The 20,636-nt window shown below is 73.2% G+C and carries 17 protein-coding genes; 10 read left to right on the top strand and 7 right to left on the bottom strand.

The window, feature by feature from the left end; all coding sequences use genetic code 11:
- The first annotated feature begins 28 nt into the window (after nucleotides 1-28).
- Nucleotides 29-1,489 carry a DUF349 domain-containing protein gene (locus QOZ86_RS15225; protein WP_284492825.1) on the top strand — a complete coding sequence of 487 codons (1,461 nt, stop codon included), beginning with the start codon at nucleotides 29-31 and terminating at the stop codon, nucleotides 1,487-1,489.
- Between the two features lie 73 nt (nucleotides 1,490-1,562).
- Here QOZ86_RS15225 and miaB read toward each other — a convergent pair whose 3' ends face one another.
- Nucleotides 1,563-3,041, bottom strand: coding sequence for a tRNA (N6-isopentenyl adenosine(37)-C2)-methylthiotransferase MiaB (gene miaB, locus QOZ86_RS15220; protein ID WP_284492824.1), 1,479 nt, complete (start codon nucleotides 3,039-3,041; stop codon nucleotides 1,563-1,565).
- A 96-nt stretch (nucleotides 3,042-3,137) separates the two neighbouring features.
- Nucleotides 3,138-5,093, bottom strand: a complete 1,956-nt coding sequence (locus tag QOZ86_RS15215; protein WP_284492823.1) for an Ig-like domain-containing protein — start codon at nucleotides 5,091-5,093, stop codon at nucleotides 3,138-3,140.
- A gap of 234 nt (nucleotides 5,094-5,327) precedes the next feature.
- Between QOZ86_RS15215 and QOZ86_RS15210 the strand changes: the two genes are divergently transcribed.
- From QOZ86_RS15210 to QOZ86_RS15190, 5 genes are all read left to right on the top strand, one after another.
- The gene (locus QOZ86_RS15210; protein WP_284492822.1) at nucleotides 5,328-6,083 is read left to right on the top strand and encodes an amino acid ABC transporter ATP-binding protein; all 756 of its coding nucleotides are present in this window, start codon (nucleotides 5,328-5,330) and stop codon (nucleotides 6,081-6,083) included.
- A gap of 23 nt (nucleotides 6,084-6,106) precedes the next feature.
- Nucleotides 6,107-7,000 carry a glutamate ABC transporter substrate-binding protein gene (locus tag QOZ86_RS15205; protein WP_284492821.1) on the top strand — a complete coding sequence of 298 codons (894 nt, stop codon included), beginning with the start codon at nucleotides 6,107-6,109 and terminating at the stop codon, nucleotides 6,998-7,000.
- Between the two features lie 150 nt (nucleotides 7,001-7,150).
- On the top strand, nucleotides 7,151-7,801 hold the full coding sequence (locus QOZ86_RS15200; RefSeq protein ID WP_284492820.1) for an amino acid ABC transporter permease: 651 nt from the start codon (nucleotides 7,151-7,153) through the stop codon (nucleotides 7,799-7,801).
- Entirely contained in the window at nucleotides 7,798-8,706 is a 909-nt protein-coding gene (locus QOZ86_RS15195; protein WP_284492819.1) for an amino acid ABC transporter permease, read from the top strand. Before QOZ86_RS15200 ends, QOZ86_RS15195 begins: the two co-directional genes overlap by 4 nt.
- Before the next feature lie 57 nt (nucleotides 8,707-8,763).
- Nucleotides 8,764-9,366, top strand: a complete 603-nt coding sequence (locus tag QOZ86_RS15190) for a hypothetical protein (RefSeq protein WP_284492818.1) — start codon at nucleotides 8,764-8,766, stop codon at nucleotides 9,364-9,366.
- A gap of 102 nt (nucleotides 9,367-9,468) precedes the next feature.
- Here the strand turns inward: QOZ86_RS15190 and QOZ86_RS15185 are convergent, their stop codons facing one another.
- The 4 genes from QOZ86_RS15185 to QOZ86_RS15170 form a co-directional block, all read right to left on the bottom strand.
- Nucleotides 9,469-10,122, bottom strand: coding sequence for a regulatory protein RecX (locus QOZ86_RS15185; RefSeq protein ID WP_284492817.1), 654 nt, complete (start codon nucleotides 10,120-10,122; stop codon nucleotides 9,469-9,471).
- 4 nt (nucleotides 10,123-10,126) lie between these two features.
- Nucleotides 10,127-11,164 carry a recombinase RecA gene (gene recA, locus QOZ86_RS15180; RefSeq protein ID WP_284492816.1) on the bottom strand — a complete coding sequence of 346 codons (1,038 nt, stop codon included), beginning with the start codon at nucleotides 11,162-11,164 and terminating at the stop codon, nucleotides 10,127-10,129.
- 175 nt (nucleotides 11,165-11,339) lie between these two features.
- Nucleotides 11,340-11,534, bottom strand: a complete 195-nt coding sequence (locus tag QOZ86_RS15175; protein WP_284492815.1) for a DUF3046 domain-containing protein — start codon at nucleotides 11,532-11,534, stop codon at nucleotides 11,340-11,342.
- Nucleotides 11,535-11,715: 181 nt separating this feature from the next.
- Nucleotides 11,716-12,993: an MFS transporter gene (locus tag QOZ86_RS15170; RefSeq protein WP_284492814.1), complete on the bottom strand. Its 1,278-nt coding sequence runs from the start codon at nucleotides 12,991-12,993 to the stop codon at nucleotides 11,716-11,718.
- Between the two features lie 87 nt (nucleotides 12,994-13,080).
- Between QOZ86_RS15170 and QOZ86_RS15165 the strand changes: the two genes are divergently transcribed.
- From QOZ86_RS15165 to QOZ86_RS15150, 4 genes are all read left to right on the top strand, one after another.
- Nucleotides 13,081-17,697, top strand: a complete 4,617-nt coding sequence (locus QOZ86_RS15165; protein WP_284492813.1) for an ATP-dependent helicase — start codon at nucleotides 13,081-13,083, stop codon at nucleotides 17,695-17,697.
- 135 nt (nucleotides 17,698-17,832) lie between these two features.
- On the top strand, nucleotides 17,833-18,063 hold the full coding sequence (locus tag QOZ86_RS15160; RefSeq protein WP_284492812.1) for a hypothetical protein: 231 nt from the start codon (nucleotides 17,833-17,835) through the stop codon (nucleotides 18,061-18,063).
- Nucleotides 18,053-18,370, top strand: a complete 318-nt coding sequence (locus tag QOZ86_RS15155) for a type II toxin-antitoxin system PemK/MazF family toxin (protein ID WP_284492811.1) — start codon at nucleotides 18,053-18,055, stop codon at nucleotides 18,368-18,370. The genes QOZ86_RS15160 and QOZ86_RS15155 overlap by 11 nt, the downstream gene beginning before the upstream one ends.
- Before the next feature lie 496 nt (nucleotides 18,371-18,866).
- The gene (locus tag QOZ86_RS15150) at nucleotides 18,867-19,724 is read left to right on the top strand and encodes a DNA-formamidopyrimidine glycosylase family protein (RefSeq protein WP_284492810.1); all 858 of its coding nucleotides are present in this window, start codon (nucleotides 18,867-18,869) and stop codon (nucleotides 19,722-19,724) included.
- Between the two features lie 60 nt (nucleotides 19,725-19,784).
- Here QOZ86_RS15150 and QOZ86_RS15145 read toward each other — a convergent pair whose 3' ends face one another.
- Nucleotides 19,785-20,621, bottom strand: coding sequence for a PspA/IM30 family protein (locus QOZ86_RS15145; RefSeq protein ID WP_284492809.1), 837 nt, complete (start codon nucleotides 20,619-20,621; stop codon nucleotides 19,785-19,787).
- Nucleotides 20,622-20,636: the final 15 nt, after the last annotated feature.

The raw sequence follows: 20,636 nt of genomic DNA, 5'->3' as shown, positions 1-20,636 counted from the left end.
GCCGATGCGACGTGGAACACTGCGGGACGTGTCGAGCACGGACGACCCCGGCAACGGGGTGCAGCAGGCCGCTCCGCCGATTGCGGAGACCCCCGAGACCACCGCCCCCGAGGCGGCGCAGCCTTCCGGCAGTTCGGACGCGGTGACCCCCGCGGCCGGCACGCCGGCGGCGCCGACCCCCGGGGAGGCGGCCCTCGCCGACCCCACGGAGGGTGCACCGGGAACCGCGGCGCCGGTGTCGCCGGCGCCCGTCCCCGCGCCGCCCGCCGCCCTCGTGGTCAGCGACCCCGCGCAGTGGGGACGGGTCGACGACGAGGGCACCGTGTACGTGCGCACCCCCGACGGCGAGCGCGAGGTGGGTTCGTGGCAGGCCGGTGACGCCGAGGCCGGGCTGGCCCACTACGGCCGCCGGTACGACGACCTCGCCACCGAGGTGTCGCTGCTGGAGGCCCGGCTCAAGGCGCACACCGGCAACCCGGCCGAGATCAAGAAGAAGGCGCAGGAGCTGGCGGGGTCCGTTCCCTCCGCCGCCGCCGTCGGTGACCTCGAAGGGCTCGCCGCCCGGGCGCGGGCCATGGTCGAGACCGCCGAGGCCGCGAACGCGGAGTTCCGCGCCGAGAAGGCCGCCGCGCGCGCGGCCCAGGTCGCCCGCAAGGAGGCGCTGGCCACCGAGGCGGAGCAGATCGCCGCCGAGTCGACGGCGTGGAAGGCCGCCGGCGACCGCCTCAAGGCGATCGTCGAGGAGTGGAAGACGATCCGCGGTATCGACCGGAAGACCGACGAGGCGCTGTGGTCCCGCTTCGCGGCCGCCCGCGACGCCTTCGGCCGGCGCCGCGGCACCCACTTCGCGCAGCTGGACGCGCAGCGCGGTGAGGCCCGCGCCGCCAAGCAGGAGCTGATCAAGGAGGCGCAGCAGCTGTCGACGTCCACCGACTGGGGTCCGACCAGCGCCGCCATGCGTTCGCTGATGGACCGCTGGAAGGCCGTGCCCCGCACCGGCCGGGACGGCGACGACGACCTGTGGAAGGAGTTCCGCGCCGCCCAGGACGCGTTCTTCGCCGCCCGCGCCGAGCAGGACAAGGCGCGCGACGCCGACCAGGAAGCGAACCAGCGGGCCAAGGAGGAACTGCTGGCCGAGGCCGAACAGCTCGACCCGTCGAAGGACCTCCGCGGCGCGCAGAACGCGCTGCGCAAGATCCAGGAGCGCTACGACGCGATTGGCCACGTGCCGCGCGGGTCCATGCGGTCGCTGGAGGACCGCATGCAGGCCGTCGAGCAGAAGGTGCGCGGCGCCGCCGACGCCGGCCGGGTGCGCACCGCGCCGGAGAACCCGATGGTCACCTCGATGCGGGCCGCCGTCACCAAGGCCGAGGAGCAGCTGGCCAAGGCGGAGGCCGCCGGCGACCAGCGCCGGATCGGCGAGGCCACGGCGAACCTCGCCACCCGGCGGGAGTGGCTGGCCGAGGCGGAGAAGTCCGCCCGCCGCTAGCCCCCCAAGGCATAGGAAGCTATGCATACGGTTTGCCGCGCAATTCCGTATGCATAGCCTCCTATGCCGTGGTTCAGCAGCCGCTGGTGAGGACCGGCAGCGGCTCGGGGACGCCGATCCGCGGCATGCCCAGCGAGACCCCCGGGGTCGTCGGCCGAATGCCCGCCTCGCTCGCGTCGCCGGCGCGGGTGCGCCGGTGCGACAGCAGCGCGCCGTCGGCGACCAGGTGGTGCGGCGCCACCTCGGTGATCACGGTCTCGACGACGTCGCCGGGCCGCACGCCGTCGGCTCCGACTCCCCCGCCCGCCCGAAAGTGAACGAGCCGGCCGTCGCGGCCGCGTCCGGAGAGCCGTCCGCGCTGGGCGTCCTTGCTGCCCTCCCCCGCCGCAACCAGCAGTTCGACCTTCCGGCCGACCAGCTTCCGGTTCTCGTCCCAGCTGATCTGGTCCTGCAGCGCGGTCAGCCGCAGGTACCGCTCCTGGACGACGTCCTTGGGCAGCTGACCCGCCATCTCGGCGGCCGGGGTCCCGGGGCGCTTGGAGTACTGGAAGGTGAAGGCGCTGGCGAACCGGGACTGCCGGACGACCTCGAGGGTCTGCTCGAAGTCCTCCTCGGTCTCGCCGGGGAAGCCCACGATGATGTCGGTGGTGATGGCCGCATCCGGCATGGCGGCGCGCACCCGGTCGATGATGCCGAGGTACCGGTCCTGCCGGTAGCCGCGGCGCATCCGGCGGAGCACGTCGTCCGAACCGCTCTGCAGCGGCATGTGCAGCTGGTGGCAGACCGCCGGGGTCTCGGCCATCGCCTCGATCACGTCGTCGGTGAACTCGCGCGGATGCGGGCTGGTGAAGCGGATCCGCTCCAGCCCCTCGATCCGGCCGGCGGCGCGCAGCAGGTCTGCGAAGGCACCGCGGTCGCGGAACTCCACGCCGTAGGCGTTCACGTTCTGACCGAGCAGGGTCACCTCGAGCACGCCCTGGTCGACCAGCGCCTGCACCTCGGCCAGGATCTCGCCCGGCCGGCGGTCCTTCTCCTTGCCGCGCAGCGCCGGGACGATGCAGAACGTGCAGGTGTTGTTGCAGCCGACGCTGATCGACACCCAGCCGGAGTAGGCCGAGTCCCGCTTGGCCGGCAACGTCGAGGGGAAGACCTCGAGGGACTCGACGATCTCGACCTGCGCATCGGCGTTGTGCCGGGCCCGGTCCAGCAGCGCCGGCAGCGAGCCGACGTTGTGCGTGCCGAAGACGACGTCCACCCACGGAGCCCGCCGGACGATCTCGCCGCGGTCCTTCTGCGCCAGGCAGCCGCCGACGGCGATCTGCATGCCGGGGTGGGCGTCCTTGACCGGCCGCAGGTGGCCGAGGTTGCCGTAGAGCCGGTTGTCGGCGTTCTCCCTGACCGCGCAGGTGTTGAGGACGACGACGTCGGCGTCGTCGCCCTCCGCGGCGGCGGTGTAGCCGGCGTCCTCGAGCAGGCCGGACAGGCGCTCGGAGTCGTGCACGTTCATCTGGCACCCGTAGGTGCGCACCCGGTAGGTCCTCGCCGCTGACACCCCTGCATCGTACGGAGCGCCGGCACGCGCCCCGGCCGATCGCGCGGGCTCCCCGCCTCCTGCCCGCCCCCGTCGGTGCGGGCAGGAGGCGGCAGCTCACCGCAGGACGGTGAAGCCGTCCACGAGGACGGCGGACGTGCCGTCGGGGTTGATGACCGCGACGTCCCAGGGCCGGTCCTTCCGCGGACCGGACGTCCTGCCGATCTGGAAGGTCGCCGTGAGCGACGTGCCGTCCGAGGCGACGCTCACGCCGGAGACCACCGGCTCGGTGCCCTCCCCGTTCCGGAGGTCGACCGTGGCGCCCGAGGCGAAACCGGTGCCGGTGATGGTGACCTGCACCGTCGTGTTCTGGTTCCCGGAGCTGGGGGTCACCGAGGCGACGGTGACGTTGTCCACCGTCACCGACCGGGAGTCGCTGCTCTGCTGGCCCGCGGTGTCGACCACGGTCGCGGTCAGGATGTGCGCCCCTTCCGCGTCGCCGACGGTGTCCCAGGACCAGGTCCAGCCGTCCGCCGAGGTCGTGTCACTGACGGCCAGTGCCCCGTCCAGGAAGAAATCGACGCGCGCCACCCCCTCGGTGCCGGTCGGGTCCGCGGTGACGTCGACAGGCCCCGTGAGGGTGGCCCCGTCGGGCGGATCGGTCAGCGAGACGACGGGATCGGCGACGTTGTCCACGGTGACGGCGATGCTGTCCGTGGCGGTCGACGTCCCATCGGTCGAGGTGGCGGTGATCGTGTGGGATCCCTCGGTCGCGGTCAGCGTGTCCCAGCTCCACGACCAGCCGTCGCCCGCCGTGGTGTCCGTTGCGGCGACGTTCCCGTCGAGGGAGAAGGTGACGCCGGTGGCGCCGGGCGCGTCGGCGGCCACGGTGACGCCTCCGGTCACCACCGCGCCCTCGGCCGGGCTCGTGACCGACACCGCCAGGGTCGCCATCTGCGCCGCGACGGCGTCCCGGATGGTGGGGAGCTGGGCGTAGAGGCGCTCGCCGGGGCACTCCGTCGACGTCCAGTCCCGATGACCGGAGATCATGTCGACCTGCTTGCTCGCGCCGTCCACCGGGTTCACGTAGTCGATGACGGCGTGCGGGTCCAGCTGATGGCGGGAAGCGAACTCCGCGAGCAGGCTCTCCAGGGCGCCGACGGCCGGACCGGCCGGCTCGGCGCCGTTCTTCCGGTGCGTCGTGAAGTCCCCGAGCAGGGCGGCGCCCATGTTGCCGGAGTTGTAGCCGCCGGTGTGCCCGGCGGTGACCAGCCCGTTCCCGCCGTCGTGGGCGAAGTCGCCGCCGTCCCCGCCCGTGGCGCACGGCTCGGAGCCCGTCTGCGGATCCGCCCCGGACCAGCGCCCCTCGTACACGAAACCCGCCTCGTCGATCAGGTAGTGGTAGCCGATGTCGCCCCACCCCCGGTCGACGGCGTGGTACCGGTAGATGGCCCGGACGGTGGCCGCCGGGTCCGGGTCGTCGTTCTTCGTGGCGGTGTGGTGCACCGTCATCGTCTGGACCGGGTAGAACTCCGTCGGCCAGATCTCGTTCCCCTGGTCGTCGAACCGCAGGTTCTCGTCCGCCAGCCATTCCGCCCGGGAGACGCAGTCGTCGACGGCGGACGCGGCGCCCGCCGGGCGCCGCCCGATCTCGACGAGGGGACCGTCGGTGGTGTTCAGGGCGACGGCCCGCGGGGCGACGGCACCGGCGGGGATGCCCCGAACCTGGTATGCCTCGGCGTCACCACCCGGGACGAGCGCGCTGGCCCACTGCCCCTCGGCGTGCGCGCCGTCCTCGGCCAGCGGCTGCCACGCCGTCCAGACGCCGTCGACGCGGAAGCGTGCCGCGCCGTGCTCCTCGGCCTCCTCGTCGGCATGGCCGACGTCGCCCCGCGTCTCCCACAGGACGCCGAGGTGGTCGATGGGGAACCCGGGTTCCACCGGGCCGACGCCCACCGGGCGCCGGTCGGCCAGCGTCTCGGGGACCTCGAGGGCCTGTGACACCGGCAGGTGGACGACGGTCACGCCGAGGAAGACGGCTGACACCGTCGCCAACCGGAGGAGGGAGCGCATGGGTGGATTCCTGCTGTTCCGTGTTCACGGTCCCCGGCCCGAGGACATCCGCGCCGTCCGTCGACGGCCGCGCCAGCATCGTGGATGCGAGCCTTCCGGACAAGGCTGCGGCGGGTCGGCGCGCCGGGGCCCTCGCCGGTCGGATGCCCGAACGAGGGATCCCGGACCTGTTCGTTACGCCTTCGTGATCCCACGGTGCGGGAACTGCGACCTCGGGCCCTTAGTGTCGCCGGAGTGACCAGCCGCCCGAACGGAGAGCCCCTCGTCCGCCTGTCCGGCGTCAACAAGTGGTTCGGCGATCTGCACGTGCTGCAGGACATCGACCTCTCGATCGACCGCGGCGAGGTCGTCGTCGTCATCGGACCGTCGGGATCGGGCAAGTCCACGCTGTGCCGCACGATCAACCGGCTGGAGGGCGTCGACAAGGGCGAGATCACCATCGACGGTGAGCGGCTGCCCGAGGAGGGGAAGGCGCTGGCCCGCCTGCGCGCCGACGTCGGCATGGTGTTCCAGAGCTTCAACCTCTTCGCGCACAAGACGATCCTCGAGAACGTCACCCTGGGTCCGGTGAAGGTCCGCCGGAAGGCCAGGGCCGACGCCGAGAGGCGCGCCCGGGAGCTGCTCGACCGCGTCGGCATCAGCGCCCAGGCCGACAAGTACCCGGCACAGCTGTCCGGTGGGCAGCAGCAGCGGGTCGCGATCGCCCGAGCGCTGGCCATGGACCCCAAGGTCATGCTCTTCGACGAGCCGACGTCGGCCCTCGACCCGGAGATGATCAACGAGGTCCTCGAGGTCATGACCTCGCTGGCGCGCGACGGCATGACGATGGTCGTCGTCACCCACGAGATGGGCTTCGCCCGCCGGGCGGCCAACCGGGTGGTCTTCATGGACGGCGGGCGGGTCGTCGAGACGGCGACGCCCGAGGACTTCTTCACCCGCCCGGAGTCGGAGCGGGCCAAGGACTTCCTCTCCAAGATCTTGAACCACTGATCGTTCCCAACGAAAGGACCACCATGCGCATCACCCGCTACGCCGCGACCTTCGCGGCCTTCGGCGTCGTCCTGGCCGGCTGCTCCAGCGAGGCCGGCAACGAGGTCGAGGACGCCGCCCAGGAGACCCAGGACGTCGCCGAGGACGTGCAGTTCGACGAGGGCACCACGATGGCCGAGCTGGCCGAGTCCGGCGAGATCACCATCGGCACGAAGTTCGACCAGCCCGGGTTCGGCCTGCTGAACCCGAACACCGAGGCCCCCGAGGGCTTCGACGTCGAGATCGCCGAGCTGATCGCCGCCGAGCTCGGCATCGCGCCGGAGTCGATCAACTGGGTCGAGACCGTCTCGGCCAACCGCGAGCCGTTCATCCAGAACGGGCAGGTCGACATGGTCGTGGCCACCTACACGATCAACGACAAGCGCAAGGAGGTCGTCGACTTCGCCGGGCCGTACTACGAGGCCGGGCAGGACATCATGGTGGCCGCGGGCAACCCCGAGGGCATCGAGGGCCCCGAGGACCTCGCCGGCCAGAAGGTCTGCTCGGTCGAGGGTTCGACGCCGGCGCAGAACATCCGGGACAACTTCCCCGAGGCCGAGCTCATCACCTACGACGTGTACTCCAAGTGCGCCGACGACCTGGCGAACGGCAACGTGCAGGCCGTCACCACGGACAACGTCATCCTCACCGGCCTGGTGGCCGGTAGCCCCGACGAGTTCGAGCTCGTCGGCAACCCCTTCACCGAGGAGCCCTACGGCATCGGCCTGGAGAAGGGTGACGAGGAGTTCCGTTCGTTCATCAACGACGTCCTCGAGGAGTCGTTCGAGAACGGCGAGTGGGCGGCGGCCTGGGACCGCACCGCCGGTGCCATCACCGGCGAGGAGGCCCCCGAGCCCCCGTCGGTCGACCGCTACTGATCGCCGGCGGGGGGGGGGGGGGGGGGGGGGGCGCCCCCCCCCCCCCCCCCCCGGGGGGCCCCCGGCTCTGCGCGGGGGGGGGGGCGGGGGGGGGGGGCCCCCCCCCCCCGCGCCCCCGCCGCTCCCGTCCGGACCTCGGAAGGAGGCACGGTGCAGTTCCTGATCGACAACTTCCCGCTGCTGCGCAGCGCCTTCCTGACGACGCTGTCGCTGGCCGTCGCCAGCGGGCTCTTCGCGCTGGTGCTGGGCACGATCCTCGCCGGCATGCGGGTGAGCCCGGCCCCGACGCTGCGCGGACTGGCCACCTTCTACGTCGAGGTCTTCCGGAACACCCCGCTGACCGTCGTCTTCTTCTTCCTGTTCTTCGGCATCGTCGAGATCGACCTGCAGTTCCCCAGCCGGTTCATCGCCGCGGTCGCCGCCCTGGGCCTGTACACCGCGGCCTTCGTCGCCGAGGCGCTGCGGTCGGGGATCAACGCGGTGCCCACCGGCCAGGCCGAGGCAGCCCGCGCCATCGGGCTGGACTTCGGGCAGAGCCTGCGCACCGTCGTGCTGCCGCAGGCATTCCGCACCGTGGTGCCACCCCTGGGCAACGTGTGGATCGCGCTGGCGAAGAACACCTCCATCGCCGCGGGCTTCGCCGTCACCGACCTCACCGCCGCGCTGCAGCGGCTGGCCAACGTCAACGCCGACCAGATCCTCATGGTCTTCTTCGCGATCGTCCTGGGCTACCTCGTCATCACGCTGCCCTCCGCGTGGGCGTTCCGGGCGATCGAGACCCGGGTGGCGATCGTCCGATGAGCACCTCCACCGTCCTGTTCGACCTGCCCGGCCCCCGGGCACGCCGGCGGCAGCGGATCGGCACCGTCCTCGGTGGCCTGCTGATCGCCGCGCTCGTCGGCCTCGCCCTGTGGCGGCTGGGCATCAACGGCCAGCTCGACCCGGCCCGCTGGGCCGTGCTGTTCGACCTGCGCGCCGGCGTTCCCCAGGCACTCGGCGAGGCGCTGCTCAACACGCTCGAGGTGGCGGCCGTCGGCATGGTGGCGGCCACGCTGCTGGGGGCTCTGCTCGCAGCCGGGCGGCTCTCCGACCACATCTGGGTCCGGATCCCGGTGACGGCGATCATCGAGTTCTTCCGCGCCGTGCCGCTGCTGGTGCTGATCCTCTTCGCGTTCCTCTTCCTGCCCACCGTGGGCGTGCCGATGACCGCCTTCCGCGCCCTGGCGATCGGCCTGACCCTCTACAACATGGCCGTGCTCGCCGAGATCTTCCGGGCGGGCATCCTGTCGGTCGACCGTGGCCAGCGCGAGGCCGCCTTCGCCCTCGGCATGCGCAAGACCCAGGTGATGACCCTCGTCCTGCTGCCGCAGGCCGTCCGGCGCATGCTGCCGGTGCTGGTGGCCCAGCTCGTGGTCCTGCTCAAGGACAGCTCGCTGGGCTTCATCGTGGGTTACCTGGAGCTGCTCCGGCAGGCCCGCGCGCTCGTCGAGTTCTTCAACTTCCGCTTCGGCGATCTCTACACGTTCCAGCTCTACGTCGCAGCCGGCCTGATCTACATCGTCGTGAACGTGCTGCTGTCCCAGCTCGCGCGGTACGTGGAGAAGCGCACGGCCCGCAGCGCCAAGACGGCGGCGACCGAGCAGGTGGAGGAGCCCGTCGACGTGCAGATGGGGCAGGGTGGCGGCGGCGTGGGAGCCCCGCGCTGATACCCGTCCGCCCCATCTGACCCAGCCCGCGAGTCACGGGCACTCCGTCGGGGGACCGTGGCGAGACTGATCGTCACGATGGAGACGATGCACGCGGTGGGGCGCCGCAACCTGCCCCCGGTCCCCCGGGCCGCCGCCGAGACGATCACGCCCGCCACGGTCGGCACCATCACGGCCGCCGAGACGGTCGCTGTCGTCCCCACGATCGCGCTCGACTCGAGCACCCCCGTCGAACCCGAGGTCGACGCCCAGGTCGACGCCCAGGTCGACGCCGTGGCCGAGCCGGCGACCTCCGGCGCCCTGGACGCCATCGCCCGCATCGATGCCGGCCAGGCTTTCGTCGCCCGGCTGCGGGCGGCCGGCCCGGCGTTCGCCGAGGCCGCCGGAGCCGACAACGCTCTCGTCCGGGAGGTCGTGCCGCCGGCCCGGCACCGCCGTTCCCGTTGCCGGGTGGTGTTCCGCTACGTCGACGGCACGGAGGCGGACCTGACCTTCATCGGGGAACGTCGCCGCCCCGGCACCTCGTCGCAGGGGCTGGGCGAGGAGATCACCCGCTGGCTCGCCAGCGGCCAGCTCCGGGACCCGGCCTGGCTCGTGCCCGACCCGGATGCGCCGGACGGCCTGGCGGTCGACGTGACGGCGTGGCTGGCCACCGGCTGACCACCGGCTGACCACCGTGACACCAGCAGGGACCGGTCCGATCCGGACCGGTCCCTGCGGCGCGTCCGGGCACCTCCGAGCCAGCGGGCACCCGCGAACTTCTCAGGGCAGCGCGCTGTCCTCGTCGAACTCCGGGACGTCGTCGGCGTCCCCGGCGAGGTCGGCCTCGTCCAGCGCCTCCCGGACCACTGCCGCCGCCAGCCCGCCGTTGTAGCCCTTGCGCGCCAGCATCCCGATCAGCCGCCGGGCGGCCGTCGCTCGATCCAGCCTGCCCATCCCACGGGCGCGCCGCTCCACCAGCCGGCGGGCGGCCTCGCGCTCGTCGTCGTCATCGACGACCTGCACCGCCTCTGCGGCCGTCTCGGGGTCCACGCCCTTGGCCCGCAGTTCAGCCGCGAGCGCCCGGCGGGCCAGCCCGCGCCCGGCCTGCCGGCTGCTCACCCAGGCGCGGGCGAACGCCGCGTCATCGATCAGCCCGACATCAGTGAACCGGTCGAGCACGGCCTCGGCCGCCTCGTCCGGCACCCCTCGTCCGGCCAGCAGATCGGCGAGCTGCTGCCGGGTCTTGGGGGCGCCGGTCAGCGCCCGCAGGCAGAGGGCCCGGGCGACCTGCTCGGGGTCGCCCGCTTCGTCCTCGGAGGAACCGGGGGCGACGTCCGGGGTCAGGGGATCGTCGCTCCCGGTCGCCCCCGACCGCCGGCCGGCCCGGGCGGTGCCGGGGCCGCGCCGACGGTTCGACGCCCGATCGTCGAGCACCGGGTCAGAAGTCGGGCGCGTCGACCGGTGCCGGGGCGTCCAGCGTCGGGCCGATGCCCAGCTTCTCCTTGACCTTCTTCTCGATCTCGTCGGCGAGGTCGGGGTTGTCCCGCAGGAAGTTGCGGACGTTCTCCTTGCCCTGGCCGAGCTGGTCGCCCTCGTAGGTGTACCAAGCGCCGGACTTCTTCACGAAGCCCTGCTCGACACCGGCGTCGACGATGCCGCCCTCACGGCTGAAGCCCTGGCCCCAGAGGATGTCGAGCTCGGCCTGCTTGAACGGCGCGGCGACCTTGTTCTTGACGACCTTGATGCGGGTGCGGCTACCGATCGCGTCGGTGCCCTGCTTCAGGGTCTCGATGCGGCGGACGTCGAGCCGCACGGACGAGTAGAACTTCAGCGCGCGGCCACCGGTGGTGACCTCCGGCGAGCCGTAGACGACGCCCACCTTCTCGCGCAGCTGGTTGATGAAGATCGCCGTCGTGCCGGAGTTGCTCAGCGCGCCGGTGATCTTCCGCAGCGCCTGGCTCATCAGCCGGGCCTGCAGACCGACGTGGCTGTCACCCATCTCGCCCTCGATCTCGGCGCGCGGCACGAGCGCCGCCACCGAGTCGATGACGATGACGTCGAGCGCGCCGGAGCGGATCAGCATGTCGGCGATCTCGAGGGCCTGCTCACCGGTGTCGGGCTGGCTGACCAGGAGGGCGTCGGTGTCCACGCCGATGGCGCGGGCGTACTCCGGGTCGAGGGCGTGCTCGGCGTCGATGAAGGCGGCGATGCCGCCGGCGGCCTGGGCGTTGGCGACCGCGTGCAGGGCCACCGTGGTCTTACCGGAGGACTCCGGCCCGTAGACCTCGACGACCCGGCCACGCGGCAGCCCGCCGATGCCCAGGGCGATGTCGAGGGCGATCGAGCCGGTCGGGATGACCTTGATGGCCACCTCGGGGCTGTCGCCCAGCCGCATGACCGAGCCCTTGCCGAACTGCTTGTCGATCTGGGCGAGGGCCATGTCGAGGGCCTTGTCGCGGTCGAGCGTTGCTGCCATGGTGCGTCACCTTCGGTTCGCGAGAAGCGGGTCGGGACCGACGCTAGGGCGAGGCACCGACAGTTTTCGGATTCCGGGCGGAGTGTGGAAGATCGGCCGCCCTGTGGATGCCACAGTAGGACGAACACCTGTTCGATCGCCAGGTCGACACGCCGGTCCTCGCGACGCCCGGGACTCAGCGCTCCTTGGCGGGCACGTCGAACGCCTCGCAGACGGCCAGCCACACCTTCCGCACCGGCACGCCCGCCTCGATCGCATCGGCCGCCGTGCGACCCCCGAGGGCGGCGAAGACGTGGTCGCGGGCCACGCTCTGGGCGCGCATCGCCCCGAACTGGCCGTCGAGCCGGGACCAGAACTCCTGCAGTCGCACCCCTCGACGCTAGCGCGCCGGATCGCGGGCGCGGCGTCGTCCACCGGGACCGGGTGGGTCCCGGACCGGGCTGTCGCCTCCTAGAGTGGCCGCGTGATCCCCGGTACCGGTTCCTCGGAGCTGGACACCATCGGCCAGGTGGCGATCGTCCTGCTCCTGGTCGTGACGATCGTGCTGCTGATCAGGAACTACCGCGGGCGCTGAACCGCGCCGACACCCACACCGCGGCCAGCGGCAGCACCAGGGCCGCCGAGACGCCGGACACCAGGCCGAACCCGCCCCACGCGAGCAGCGGGCCGCCGACGACCCCGGCGAGCGCCGCGCCGAGTCCCATGAGCAGGTCGGTCCCGCCCTGCGCGGTCGGCCGCAGCTCCGCGCCCACGGACGCCGTCACCAGCGTCGAACCGGCGATGAGCCCGCACGACCAGCCCAGGCCCAGGAGCAGCAGGCCGACCCCGAGCTGCACCGAGTCCGCCGGTGCCGCCGTGCCCGCCACCGCCGCGGCGGCCAGCAGGAGCAGACCACCGAGCGCGACGACGGCAGGCGCACCCACCCGGTCGGCGAGGACGCCCACCAGCGGTGAGAACAGGTACATGCCGGCCACGTGCACGCTGATGACCAGACCCACCAGCCGGAGCACCGCGTCGTCGGGGCCGCCGGCATGGCCCATGTGCACCGGGGTCATGACCATGACCCCGACCATCACCGAGTGGGCCACCACGACCGACGTGAGACCCAGGCGCCCCGCCGTCGTCGCCCAGACGACCCGCAGCGCCGCCCCGGTGGCGTGCCGGGGCCGGACGCCGTCGCTCCCACCACCGAGACGCCGGGCCAGCAGCAGTGGATCCGGTCGGAGCAGCGCGAGGAAACCCACGGCCACGAGGGCGAACACCGCGGCCGACACGACGAACACCCCGCCCAGGGCGGGCAGCCCGAGGGCCTCTCCCAGCTCCGCGCCCGGTGCGGCGAGGTTGGGGCCCACCACGGAACCGATGGTGGTGGCCCAGACGACCAGCGCCAGCGCGCGGCCGCGCCGCTCGGGCTCCGCCAGGTCGGCGGCGGCGTACCGGGACTGCAGGCCGGCGGACGTTGCCGCCCCGAAGAGGAACAGGCCGACCAGCAGCAACGCGAGGGACGACGCCGCGGCAGCCAGGACGGTGATCACCGCACCGACGACACTGATGCCGTAGCCGGTCGCCAGACCCGTGCGCCGGCCGGCGGAGTCGCTGATCCGGGCCAGGGGCACGGCGAGGACGGCGGCACCGAGCACCCCGGCGGTCTGGCCGAGCCCCGCGGCGCTGTCGGTACCGGCGACGTCGCGGGCCAGCAACCCGCCGGCGGTGATGCCCACGGTGACCCCGAGCCCGGCCAGGGCGACTCCGCCGCTCAGGACGCCGACGGTGCGGCGGTGGACACGGGCGACGTCGACCGCCGGCTCGATCTGCTGCGGCGCTGCCACGTGCGCTCCTGTCCCCTGCGGGTGGTTCGGACGGCGGACCCCGCCGCCGGCCAGCGAAGTGTCGTACACCGCGGGGACACTGTCCTCGTGTCCGCCCGCGCGTCCGCCCCCACCCCCGGCCGGGGTGCGCTGGCCCGGTTCTCCGAGCCCACCCGGGCGTGGTTCACCGGCGCCTTCGAGCGGCCGACGGCGGCCCAGGACGGCGCCTGGCAGGCGATCAGCAGCGGCGACCACGCGCTCGTCGTCGCGCCCACCGGCTCGGGCAAGACCCTCGCGGCCTTCCTCTGGTCCCTCGACCGGCTGTCCGCCACCCCACCGGCCGACGAGCGGACGCGCTGCCGGGTCCTCTACGTGTCGCCGCTGAAGGCCCTGGCGGTCGACGTCGAGCGGAACCTGCGGGCACCGCTGGCGGGCATCGGCCAGGCCGCCGCACGGCTCGGTCTCCCCCGCCCGGAGATCCGGGTGGGCATCCGCTCCGGCGACACGCCGGCCGACGAGCGGCGAACCTTCGCCCGCCGCCCGCCCGACATCCTCATCACCACCCCCGAGTCGCTGTTCCTCCTGCTCACCAGCGCCGCCCGGGAGGCGCTGCGCGGGGTGGAGACGGTGATCGTCGACGAGGTGCACGCGGTCACCGACTCCAAGCGCGGCGCGCACCTGGCCGTCTCCCTCGACCGGCTCGACGAGCTGCTCGAGCGGCCGGCGCAGCGCATCGGCCTGTCGGCCACCGTCCGGCCGATCGAGGAGGTCTCCACCTACCTCGCCGGCGGCCGCCCCGTGCACGTGGTCGCCCCGGGATCGACGAAGCAGTGGGACCTCTCCGTCGTCGTCCCGATCGAGGACATGAGCGAGCTCGGGCAGCCCACCGGCGAGCTGGAGGGCTCGGCGGCCGGCCACCAGCCGCGCAACTCGATCTGGCCGGCGGTCGAGGAGCGGGTGCTCGACCTGGTGCAGGCCCACCGCAGCACGATCGTGTTCGCCAACTCCCGGCGGCTGGCCGAGCGGCTGACCAGCCGCCTCAACGAGCTGGCCTACGAGCGGGCCACCGGCGAGACCGTGCCGCCCGGGACCAACGCGGCCGCGCTGATGTGCACCCAGGGCGTGTCAGGCGGGGGAACACCCGGGACGGTCGAGCCGGTCGCTGCGGCTCACCACGGTTCGGTCTCCCGCGAGCAGCGGGCGATCGTCGAGGAGGCTCTGAAGTCCGGGCGGCTGCCCGCCGTCGTCGCCACCTCGAGCCTGGAGCTCGGCATCGACATGGGGGCGGTCGACCTGGTGGTCCAGGTGGAGGCGCCGCCCACCGTCGCCAGCGGCCTGCAGCGGGTCGGCCGGGCCGGGCACCAGGTCGGGGCGGCGAGCCGGGGGGTGCTCTTCCCCAAGTACCGGGGCGACCTCGTGCAGTGCGCGCTGGTCGCCGAGCGGATGAAGGCCGGCGCCATCGAGTCGATCCGTTACCTGCGCAACCCGCTCGACGTGCTCGCCCAGCAGATCGTCGCCATCGTCTCCGAGCGGCCGCGCACCGTCGAGGAGGTCGGCACCCTGGTGCGCCGGTCGGCGGCGTTCTCCTCGCTGCCGGAGTCGGCGCTGCACGCCGTCCTGGACATGCTGGCCGGGCGCTACCCGTCCGACGCCTTCGCCGAGCTGCGCCCGCGGCTCACCTGGGACCGCGTCACGGACACGCTCACCGCCCGGGCCGGTGCGCAGCGGCTGGCGGTGACCAGTGGCGGGACGATCCCCGACCGCGGCCTGTTCGGCGTCTTCCTCGTCGGGGGCGAGGGCCCGGGCGGTCGGCGGGTCGGCGAGCTCGACGAGGAGATGGTCTACGAGTCCCGGGTCGGTGACGTCTTCCTGCTGGGCTCGTCGTCCTGGCGGATCGAAGAGATCACCCACGACCGGGTGCTGGTCACCCCCGCGCCCGGGCAGGCCGGGAAGATGCCGTTCTGGCACGGCGACGCCCCCGGGCGCCCGCTGGAGCTCGGCCGAGCGCTGGGCGCCTTCCTCCGCGAGGTGGGCTCGGCGACGCCGGAAGCCGGACTGGAGCGGGCACGCGCCGCCGGTCTCGACGAGTGGGGCGCGGCCAACCTCGCCGCCTACCTGGCCGAGCAGAAGGCGGCGACCGGCCACCTGCCCGACGACCGCACGCTGCTGGTCGAGCGGTTCCGCGACGAGCTGGGCGACTGGCGGCTGGTCGTGCACTCCCCCTTCGGCGCTCAGGTCAACGCCCCGTGGGCGCTCGTGCTGGCTGCCCGGCTGCGGGAGCGCTACGGCGTCGACGTCGCGGCGATGCACTCCGACGACGGCATCGTGCTGCGGCTACCCGAGACGACCGGCGAGCCGCCGGAGGCAGACCTCGCCGTCCTCGATCCCGACGACGTCGAGCGCGAGGTCACCGCCGAGGTGGGCAGTTCCGCGCTCTTCGCCAGCCGGTTCCGCGAGTGCGCCGCCCGGGCGCTGCTCCTCCCCCGGCGCGACCCGCGGCGCCGGACCCCGCTGTGGCAGCAGCGGCAGCGGGCAGCCCAGCTGCTCTCGGTGGCCAGCGAGTTCGCCTCGTTCCCGATCACGTTGGAGGCCGCCCGGGAGGTGCTGCAGGACGTCTACGACGTGCCGGGCCTGATCGAGCTGATGCGGGACGTGCGGGCTCGCCGGGTCCGGGTCGCCGACGTGCAGACCGAGACCGCCTCGCCGTTCGCCCAGTCGCTGCTGTTCGGCTACGTCGGCCAGTTCCTCTACGAGGGCGACGCGCCGCTGGCCGAGCGGCGGGCCCAGGCGCTCGCGCTGGACACCGGGCTGCTCGCCGAGCTGCTTGGGCGCTCGGAGCTGCGGGAGCTGCTCGACGCCGAGGCGATGGCCGAGATCGAGGGGGAGCTGCAGCGGCTCCCCCAGCAGCGGCATCCCCGCGACGTCGACGGCGGCGGCGACCTCCTGCGCGTCGTCGGCGACCTGACCGCCGCCGAGGCCGCCCGGCGCGGCCTGCCCCAGCAATGGCTCGACGAGCTGGTCGCGGCCCGCCGGGCGCTGCAGGTGCGCATCGCCGGCGAGGAGCGCTACGTCGCCATCGAGGACGCCGGCCGGTTGCGCGACGCGCTGGGGACCGCGCTGCCCGTGGGGGTGCCCGAGGTGTTCACCGAGCCGGTGGCCGACCCGCTGGGTGACCTCATCGGCCGGTACGCCCGCACCCACGGCCCCTTCCAGCCGGGCGAGGTCGCCGCCCGGCTCGGCCTGGGCGTCCCGGTGGTCACCGCGACCGTGCAGCGGCTCACCGGCACCGGGCGGCTGGTCACCGGCGAGTTCCGCCCCGGCGGCAGCGGGCAGGAATGGTGCGACGCCGACGTCCTGCGCTCGATCCGGCGGCGGAGCCTGGCCAGGCTGCGCCAGGAGGTGGAGCCGGTCCCGATCGGCACGCTGGCCCGGTTCACCCCGTCCTGGCAGTCGGTCGGCAGCCGGCTGCGCGGTGCCGACGGCGTCCTGGCGGTCGTGGAGCAGCTGGCCGGTGCGCTGGTGCCAGCCAGCGCCCTGGAGTCGCTCGTGCTGCCGTCCCGGGTGCGCGACTACTCCCCCGCGATGCTCGACGAGCTGACCAGCGCGGGTGAGGTGCTCTGGGCCGGCGCCGGTGGCCTGCCCGGGGGCGACGGCTGGATCAGCCTGGTGCCCGCCGACCTGGCGCCGCTGCTGCTGCCGGAGCAGCTGGAGACCCCTGCGGAGGGACAGCCCCTCCTCGATCTCCTCGCCGGCGGCCGGGCCATGTTCTTCCGCAGCCTGTCCGACAGCCTCGGCGCCACCGACGACACCGCGCTGGCCGACCTCGTCTGGGACCTGGTCTGGGCCGGTGCACTCACCAACGACACCCTGGCCCCGCTGCGGACCCGGCTCGGTGGCGGTGGAACCCACCGGCGGCCGGCTGCGGCGCCCCGCGTCCGGCTGGACCGGGCCCGGGCCGGTCGCGGGCGGCTGGGGCGCCCCGCGATGCCCACCCGGACCGGACCGCCCACGGTCGCCGGCCGGTGGTCGCGACTGACCGAGCGGGAGCCCAACGCCACCCGCCGTGGCACCGCACGGGCCGAGGCGCTGCTGGAGCGGCACGGCGTGCTCACCCGCGGTGCGGTGATGGCCGAGCAGGTGCCCGGTGGCTTCTCCGCCGTCTACCCGGTGCTGCGAGCGTTCGAGGACAACGGCCGGGCCCGCCGGGGCTACTTCGTCGAGACGCTCGGCGCGGCGCAGTTCGGCACTCCAGGCTCCGTCGACCGGCTGCGCAGTTTCGCCTCGCCGGACCGGGTTCCCGCCGGCGCGGTGGTGCTGGCGGCCACCGATCCGGCCAACGTCTACGGCGCCGCACTGCCGTGGCCCGACCGGTCCGTACCGGTCGACGGCGACGCGGTCGACCTCGGGGAGGGCACCGGAGCCACCCGCAAGGCCGCCGGGCACCGGGCGGGCCGCAAGGCCGGTGCGCTGGTCGTCCTCGTCGACGGCGAACTGGTGCTCTACGTCGAGCGCGGCGGGAAGACCCTGCTGTCCTGGACCGAGGACGAGCAGCTGCTCAAGGAGGCGGCGACGGCTCTCTCCGGTGCGGTGTCCGCCGGGGCGCTGGGCCGGATGGTGGTGCAGAAGGCCGACGGCGCCTCGGTGCACGAGTCCACCCCGCTGTCGCAGGCGCTGCAGGCGGCCGGCTTCGCCGCGACACCCCGCGGCCTGCGCCTGCGCGGCTGACCCCACGGGCCACCCTGCGGGACGAGGTCGAGCAGCCGGCCGGGAAAACCAGCGGCACCAAGCACAGGGACACCCACTGGCGACCACTGCGGCAGCGGACCTTGAGTCAGTGCGTTTTGTCGCACGATATGCCATATGAGTACGCTGACTATTCACACCGACCCGGCGGTCGAGCGGGCGCTCGAGGCACTGACTCGCGAAGGCATGTCCCGCTCGGAGGCGGCCCGGGCCGCCATTCTGGAAGCTGAGCGGGCGCACCGCCGAGCCCGACTGCGCGCCGAGGCCGACTCGCTGCGAAAGGACCCCGACGACGTCGCGGCCTCTCGTGCGCTGGCGGCAGAGATGGACGCCCTTCGTGCGTGGTGACCTCTACCGACTCAAGGCACCCGAGGCCGCCCGCGGCCATGAGCAGGCCGGGGAACGGTTCGCCGTGGTGGTGCAGTCGGACGACCTCCCCTTGTCGACATGGCTCGTCGCCCCGACGTCGACCGGACGGCGAGAGGCATCCTTTCGGCCGGAGATCGAGGTCAACGGCGTCAAGACCAGGGTCATGGTCGAGCAATTGGCCGTCGTCGACCCACAGACCCGGTTGGGGGAGTTCGCCGGCCGGTTGGACGCCGCCGAACTGCGTGCCGTCGACGTGGCGCTGCTGGCGTTGCTGGGTCTCGACTGACGACCACCCGACGGGCGCGCCAGTGCCAGCCTCATCGCCCGCCAGCCCGTTGCCGAATCGTACGGGAACCGGCCCGACCAGAATCGGAGAGCCGCGACGGGTCGCCAGTACCGATTGCCGTGGTGTCCGTTAGACGTCGCTCACGTGCAGCAGCCGCTGAACGACGTCGACACTGGTCAGGGCGCTGCGATGCGACTGCCGCTCCGGGTCCGCCATGTAGGACTCGTAGCCCGACTGCGCTCAGCGATTTGCGAGCGACACGCTCCGACCGATCCGACTGCTGGCCGCACGAACTGGCGGAGGTCCTCTGGGAACTTTGTCGGTGTCGCCTCCGTCCCGGTTCAGGGTGCAGTCCAGCGCTCGGTGCGAGGCCAATGCGGACGGGGGCCTCAGGCTCGAAGATTGCCGTCCGGGGACTCACGACTGCCATGCTCATCCCGTTGCCAACCGTCTCACCCAAGGTGAGCGACGCCGATTCAGCGGAGACACTGGAGAGGTGCCCGAGGGAGACACCGTCTGGCTGGCGGCCGAACGCATGCGCACCGCGCTGGCCGGCGCCACCCTGCGCCGCGGCGAGTTCCGACTTCCGCAGCTGGCCACCGTCGACCTCACCGGCGCGACGGTCACCGAGGTCGTCCCCCGCGGCAAGCACCTGCTGGTCCGGCTGGCCGACGGCCGCACGCTGCGCACGCACTTCCGGATGGACGGCAGCTGGCACATCTACCGGTCCGGCACCCGGTGGCAGGGCGGGCCCGCCCACGACGTCCGCATGGTGCTGGCCACTGACGAGTGGGAGTGCGTCGGCTACCGGCTGCACGACGTCGAGCTGGTCCCGACGGCCGAGGAGGGCCGGCTCGTCGGCCACCTGGGCCCCGACATCCTGGGCCCCGACTGGGATCTGGAGGAGGCGCTGCGCCGGCTGCGCAGCCACCCCGCCGACCAGGTGGGCGTCGCGATCCTCGACCAGCGGAACGTGGCCGGGATCGGGAACCTCTACAAGGTCGAGTCGCTGTTCCTGCTGGGCGTGAACCCCTGGGCGCGCGTCGCTGACCTCGACGCTCGGCTGCAACCGCTGATCGAGCGCGCGCAGCGGCTGATGCGCGCCAACCTGCACCACCCCGAGCAGAACACCACCGGCGACCGGCGGCGCGGCCGCGACCACTGGGTCTTCGGCCGGCAGGGCAAGCCGTGCTTCCGCTGCGGCACCGCGATCCTGCTCGGCGAGCAGGGGCCGCCACTGCAGGATCGGGTCACCTGGTGGTGCCCCCGCTGCCAGGCGGCCCGCTCCCCCATCGACCCGCAGGCGCGGACCGGGGAGCCGGGCCGCCCGCAGCCGGTGACCGTCTACCGCTGACGGCCCTCCTGCAGGGTCCCGCCACGAGCCTGCGAGTGGTGGGGGGCCAGGAGGGTCCTTCTACTGCTCCGGCCTGTCGGCCGGCTGCGCCTGGCGCTGCTCGGCGGTCATGTCCGGCGCCGCGGCACCCTGCTCGATCGCGCCGGCGGTGGACGAGCCCTCGACGGCCGGCGTGCCACCTCCCATGGAGGCACGGATCTGATCCAGCCGGGAGGCGCCGGCGACGTCGAGGGTCGCCTTCTGCACCTCGAGCATCCTTCCCTCGACCGAGGTCTGCGCCAGTTCCGCCTGGCCCAGCGCATTGGCGTAGCGAGACTCGATCTTGTCGCGGATCTCGCCCAGGTTCGGGGTGTTGCCCGGCGCGGAGAGCTCGTTGACCTGACGCATCGAGGCGGCGACGTGCTCCTGCATCTTGGCCTGCTCGAGCTGGCTCATCAGCTTGGTGCGCTCGGCCAGCGTCGTCTGCAGCCGCATGCGGGACTGCTCGACCGCACCGCGGGCCTGCTCGGCGGCCTGCAGCGCCTCGTCGTGACTGCGCTTGAGGTCCTCCATCGACTGCTCGGCGGCGACCAGCTGAGTGGCGAACGCCTGCGCGGCCTGCTCGTACTCGGCGGCCTTGGTGGCGTCCCCCTTGGTCCGCGTCTGGTCGGCCAGCGTGAGCGCCTGGCGGGCGGATGCCTGCAGCTTCTCGACCTCGCCGAGCTGCCGGTTCAACCGCATCTCCAGCTGGCGCTGGTTGCCCAGCACCGCGGCGGCCTGGTTGGCCAGGGACTGGTGCCGCTGCTGTTCGGCCTCGATGGCCTGCGCGATCTGGATCTTGGGGTCCGCGCGCTGGTCGATCTGCGCGTTGGCCGATGCGGTGAGGTACTTCCACAGCTTCACGAACGGATTGGGCATGGGGTGGGTCCTCCT

It is taken from the genome of Blastococcus capsensis, from assembly GCF_030165005.1.
Taxonomy (GTDB): Bacteria; Actinomycetota; Actinomycetes; order Mycobacteriales; family Geodermatophilaceae; genus Blastococcus; species Blastococcus capsensis.
The sequence above is the reverse complement of the archived record's forward strand: the minus strand, read 5'-3'. Positions and strand labels throughout refer to the sequence as shown.

Excerpts from the sequence above, each read along its gene's own strand:
- QOZ86_RS15215 (WP_284492823.1), bottom strand. The coding sequence starts at position 5,093 with ATGCGCTCCCTCCTCCGGTTGGCGACGGTGTCAGCCGTCTTCCTCGGC.
- QOZ86_RS15205 (WP_284492821.1), top strand. The coding sequence starts at position 6,107 with ATGCGCATCACCCGCTACGCCGCGACCTTCGCGGCCTTCGGCGTCGTC.
- QOZ86_RS15195 (WP_284492819.1), top strand. The coding sequence starts at position 7,798 with ATGAGCACCTCCACCGTCCTGTTCGACCTGCCCGGCCCCCGGGCACGC.
- recA (WP_284492816.1), bottom strand. The coding sequence starts at position 11,164 with ATGGCAGCAACGCTCGACCGCGACAAGGCCCTCGACATGGCCCTCGCC.
- QOZ86_RS15160 (WP_284492812.1), top strand. The coding sequence starts at position 17,833 with ATGAGTACGCTGACTATTCACACCGACCCGGCGGTCGAGCGGGCGCTC.
- QOZ86_RS15145 (WP_284492809.1), bottom strand. The coding sequence starts at position 20,621 with ATGCCCAATCCGTTCGTGAAGCTGTGGAAGTACCTCACCGCATCGGCC.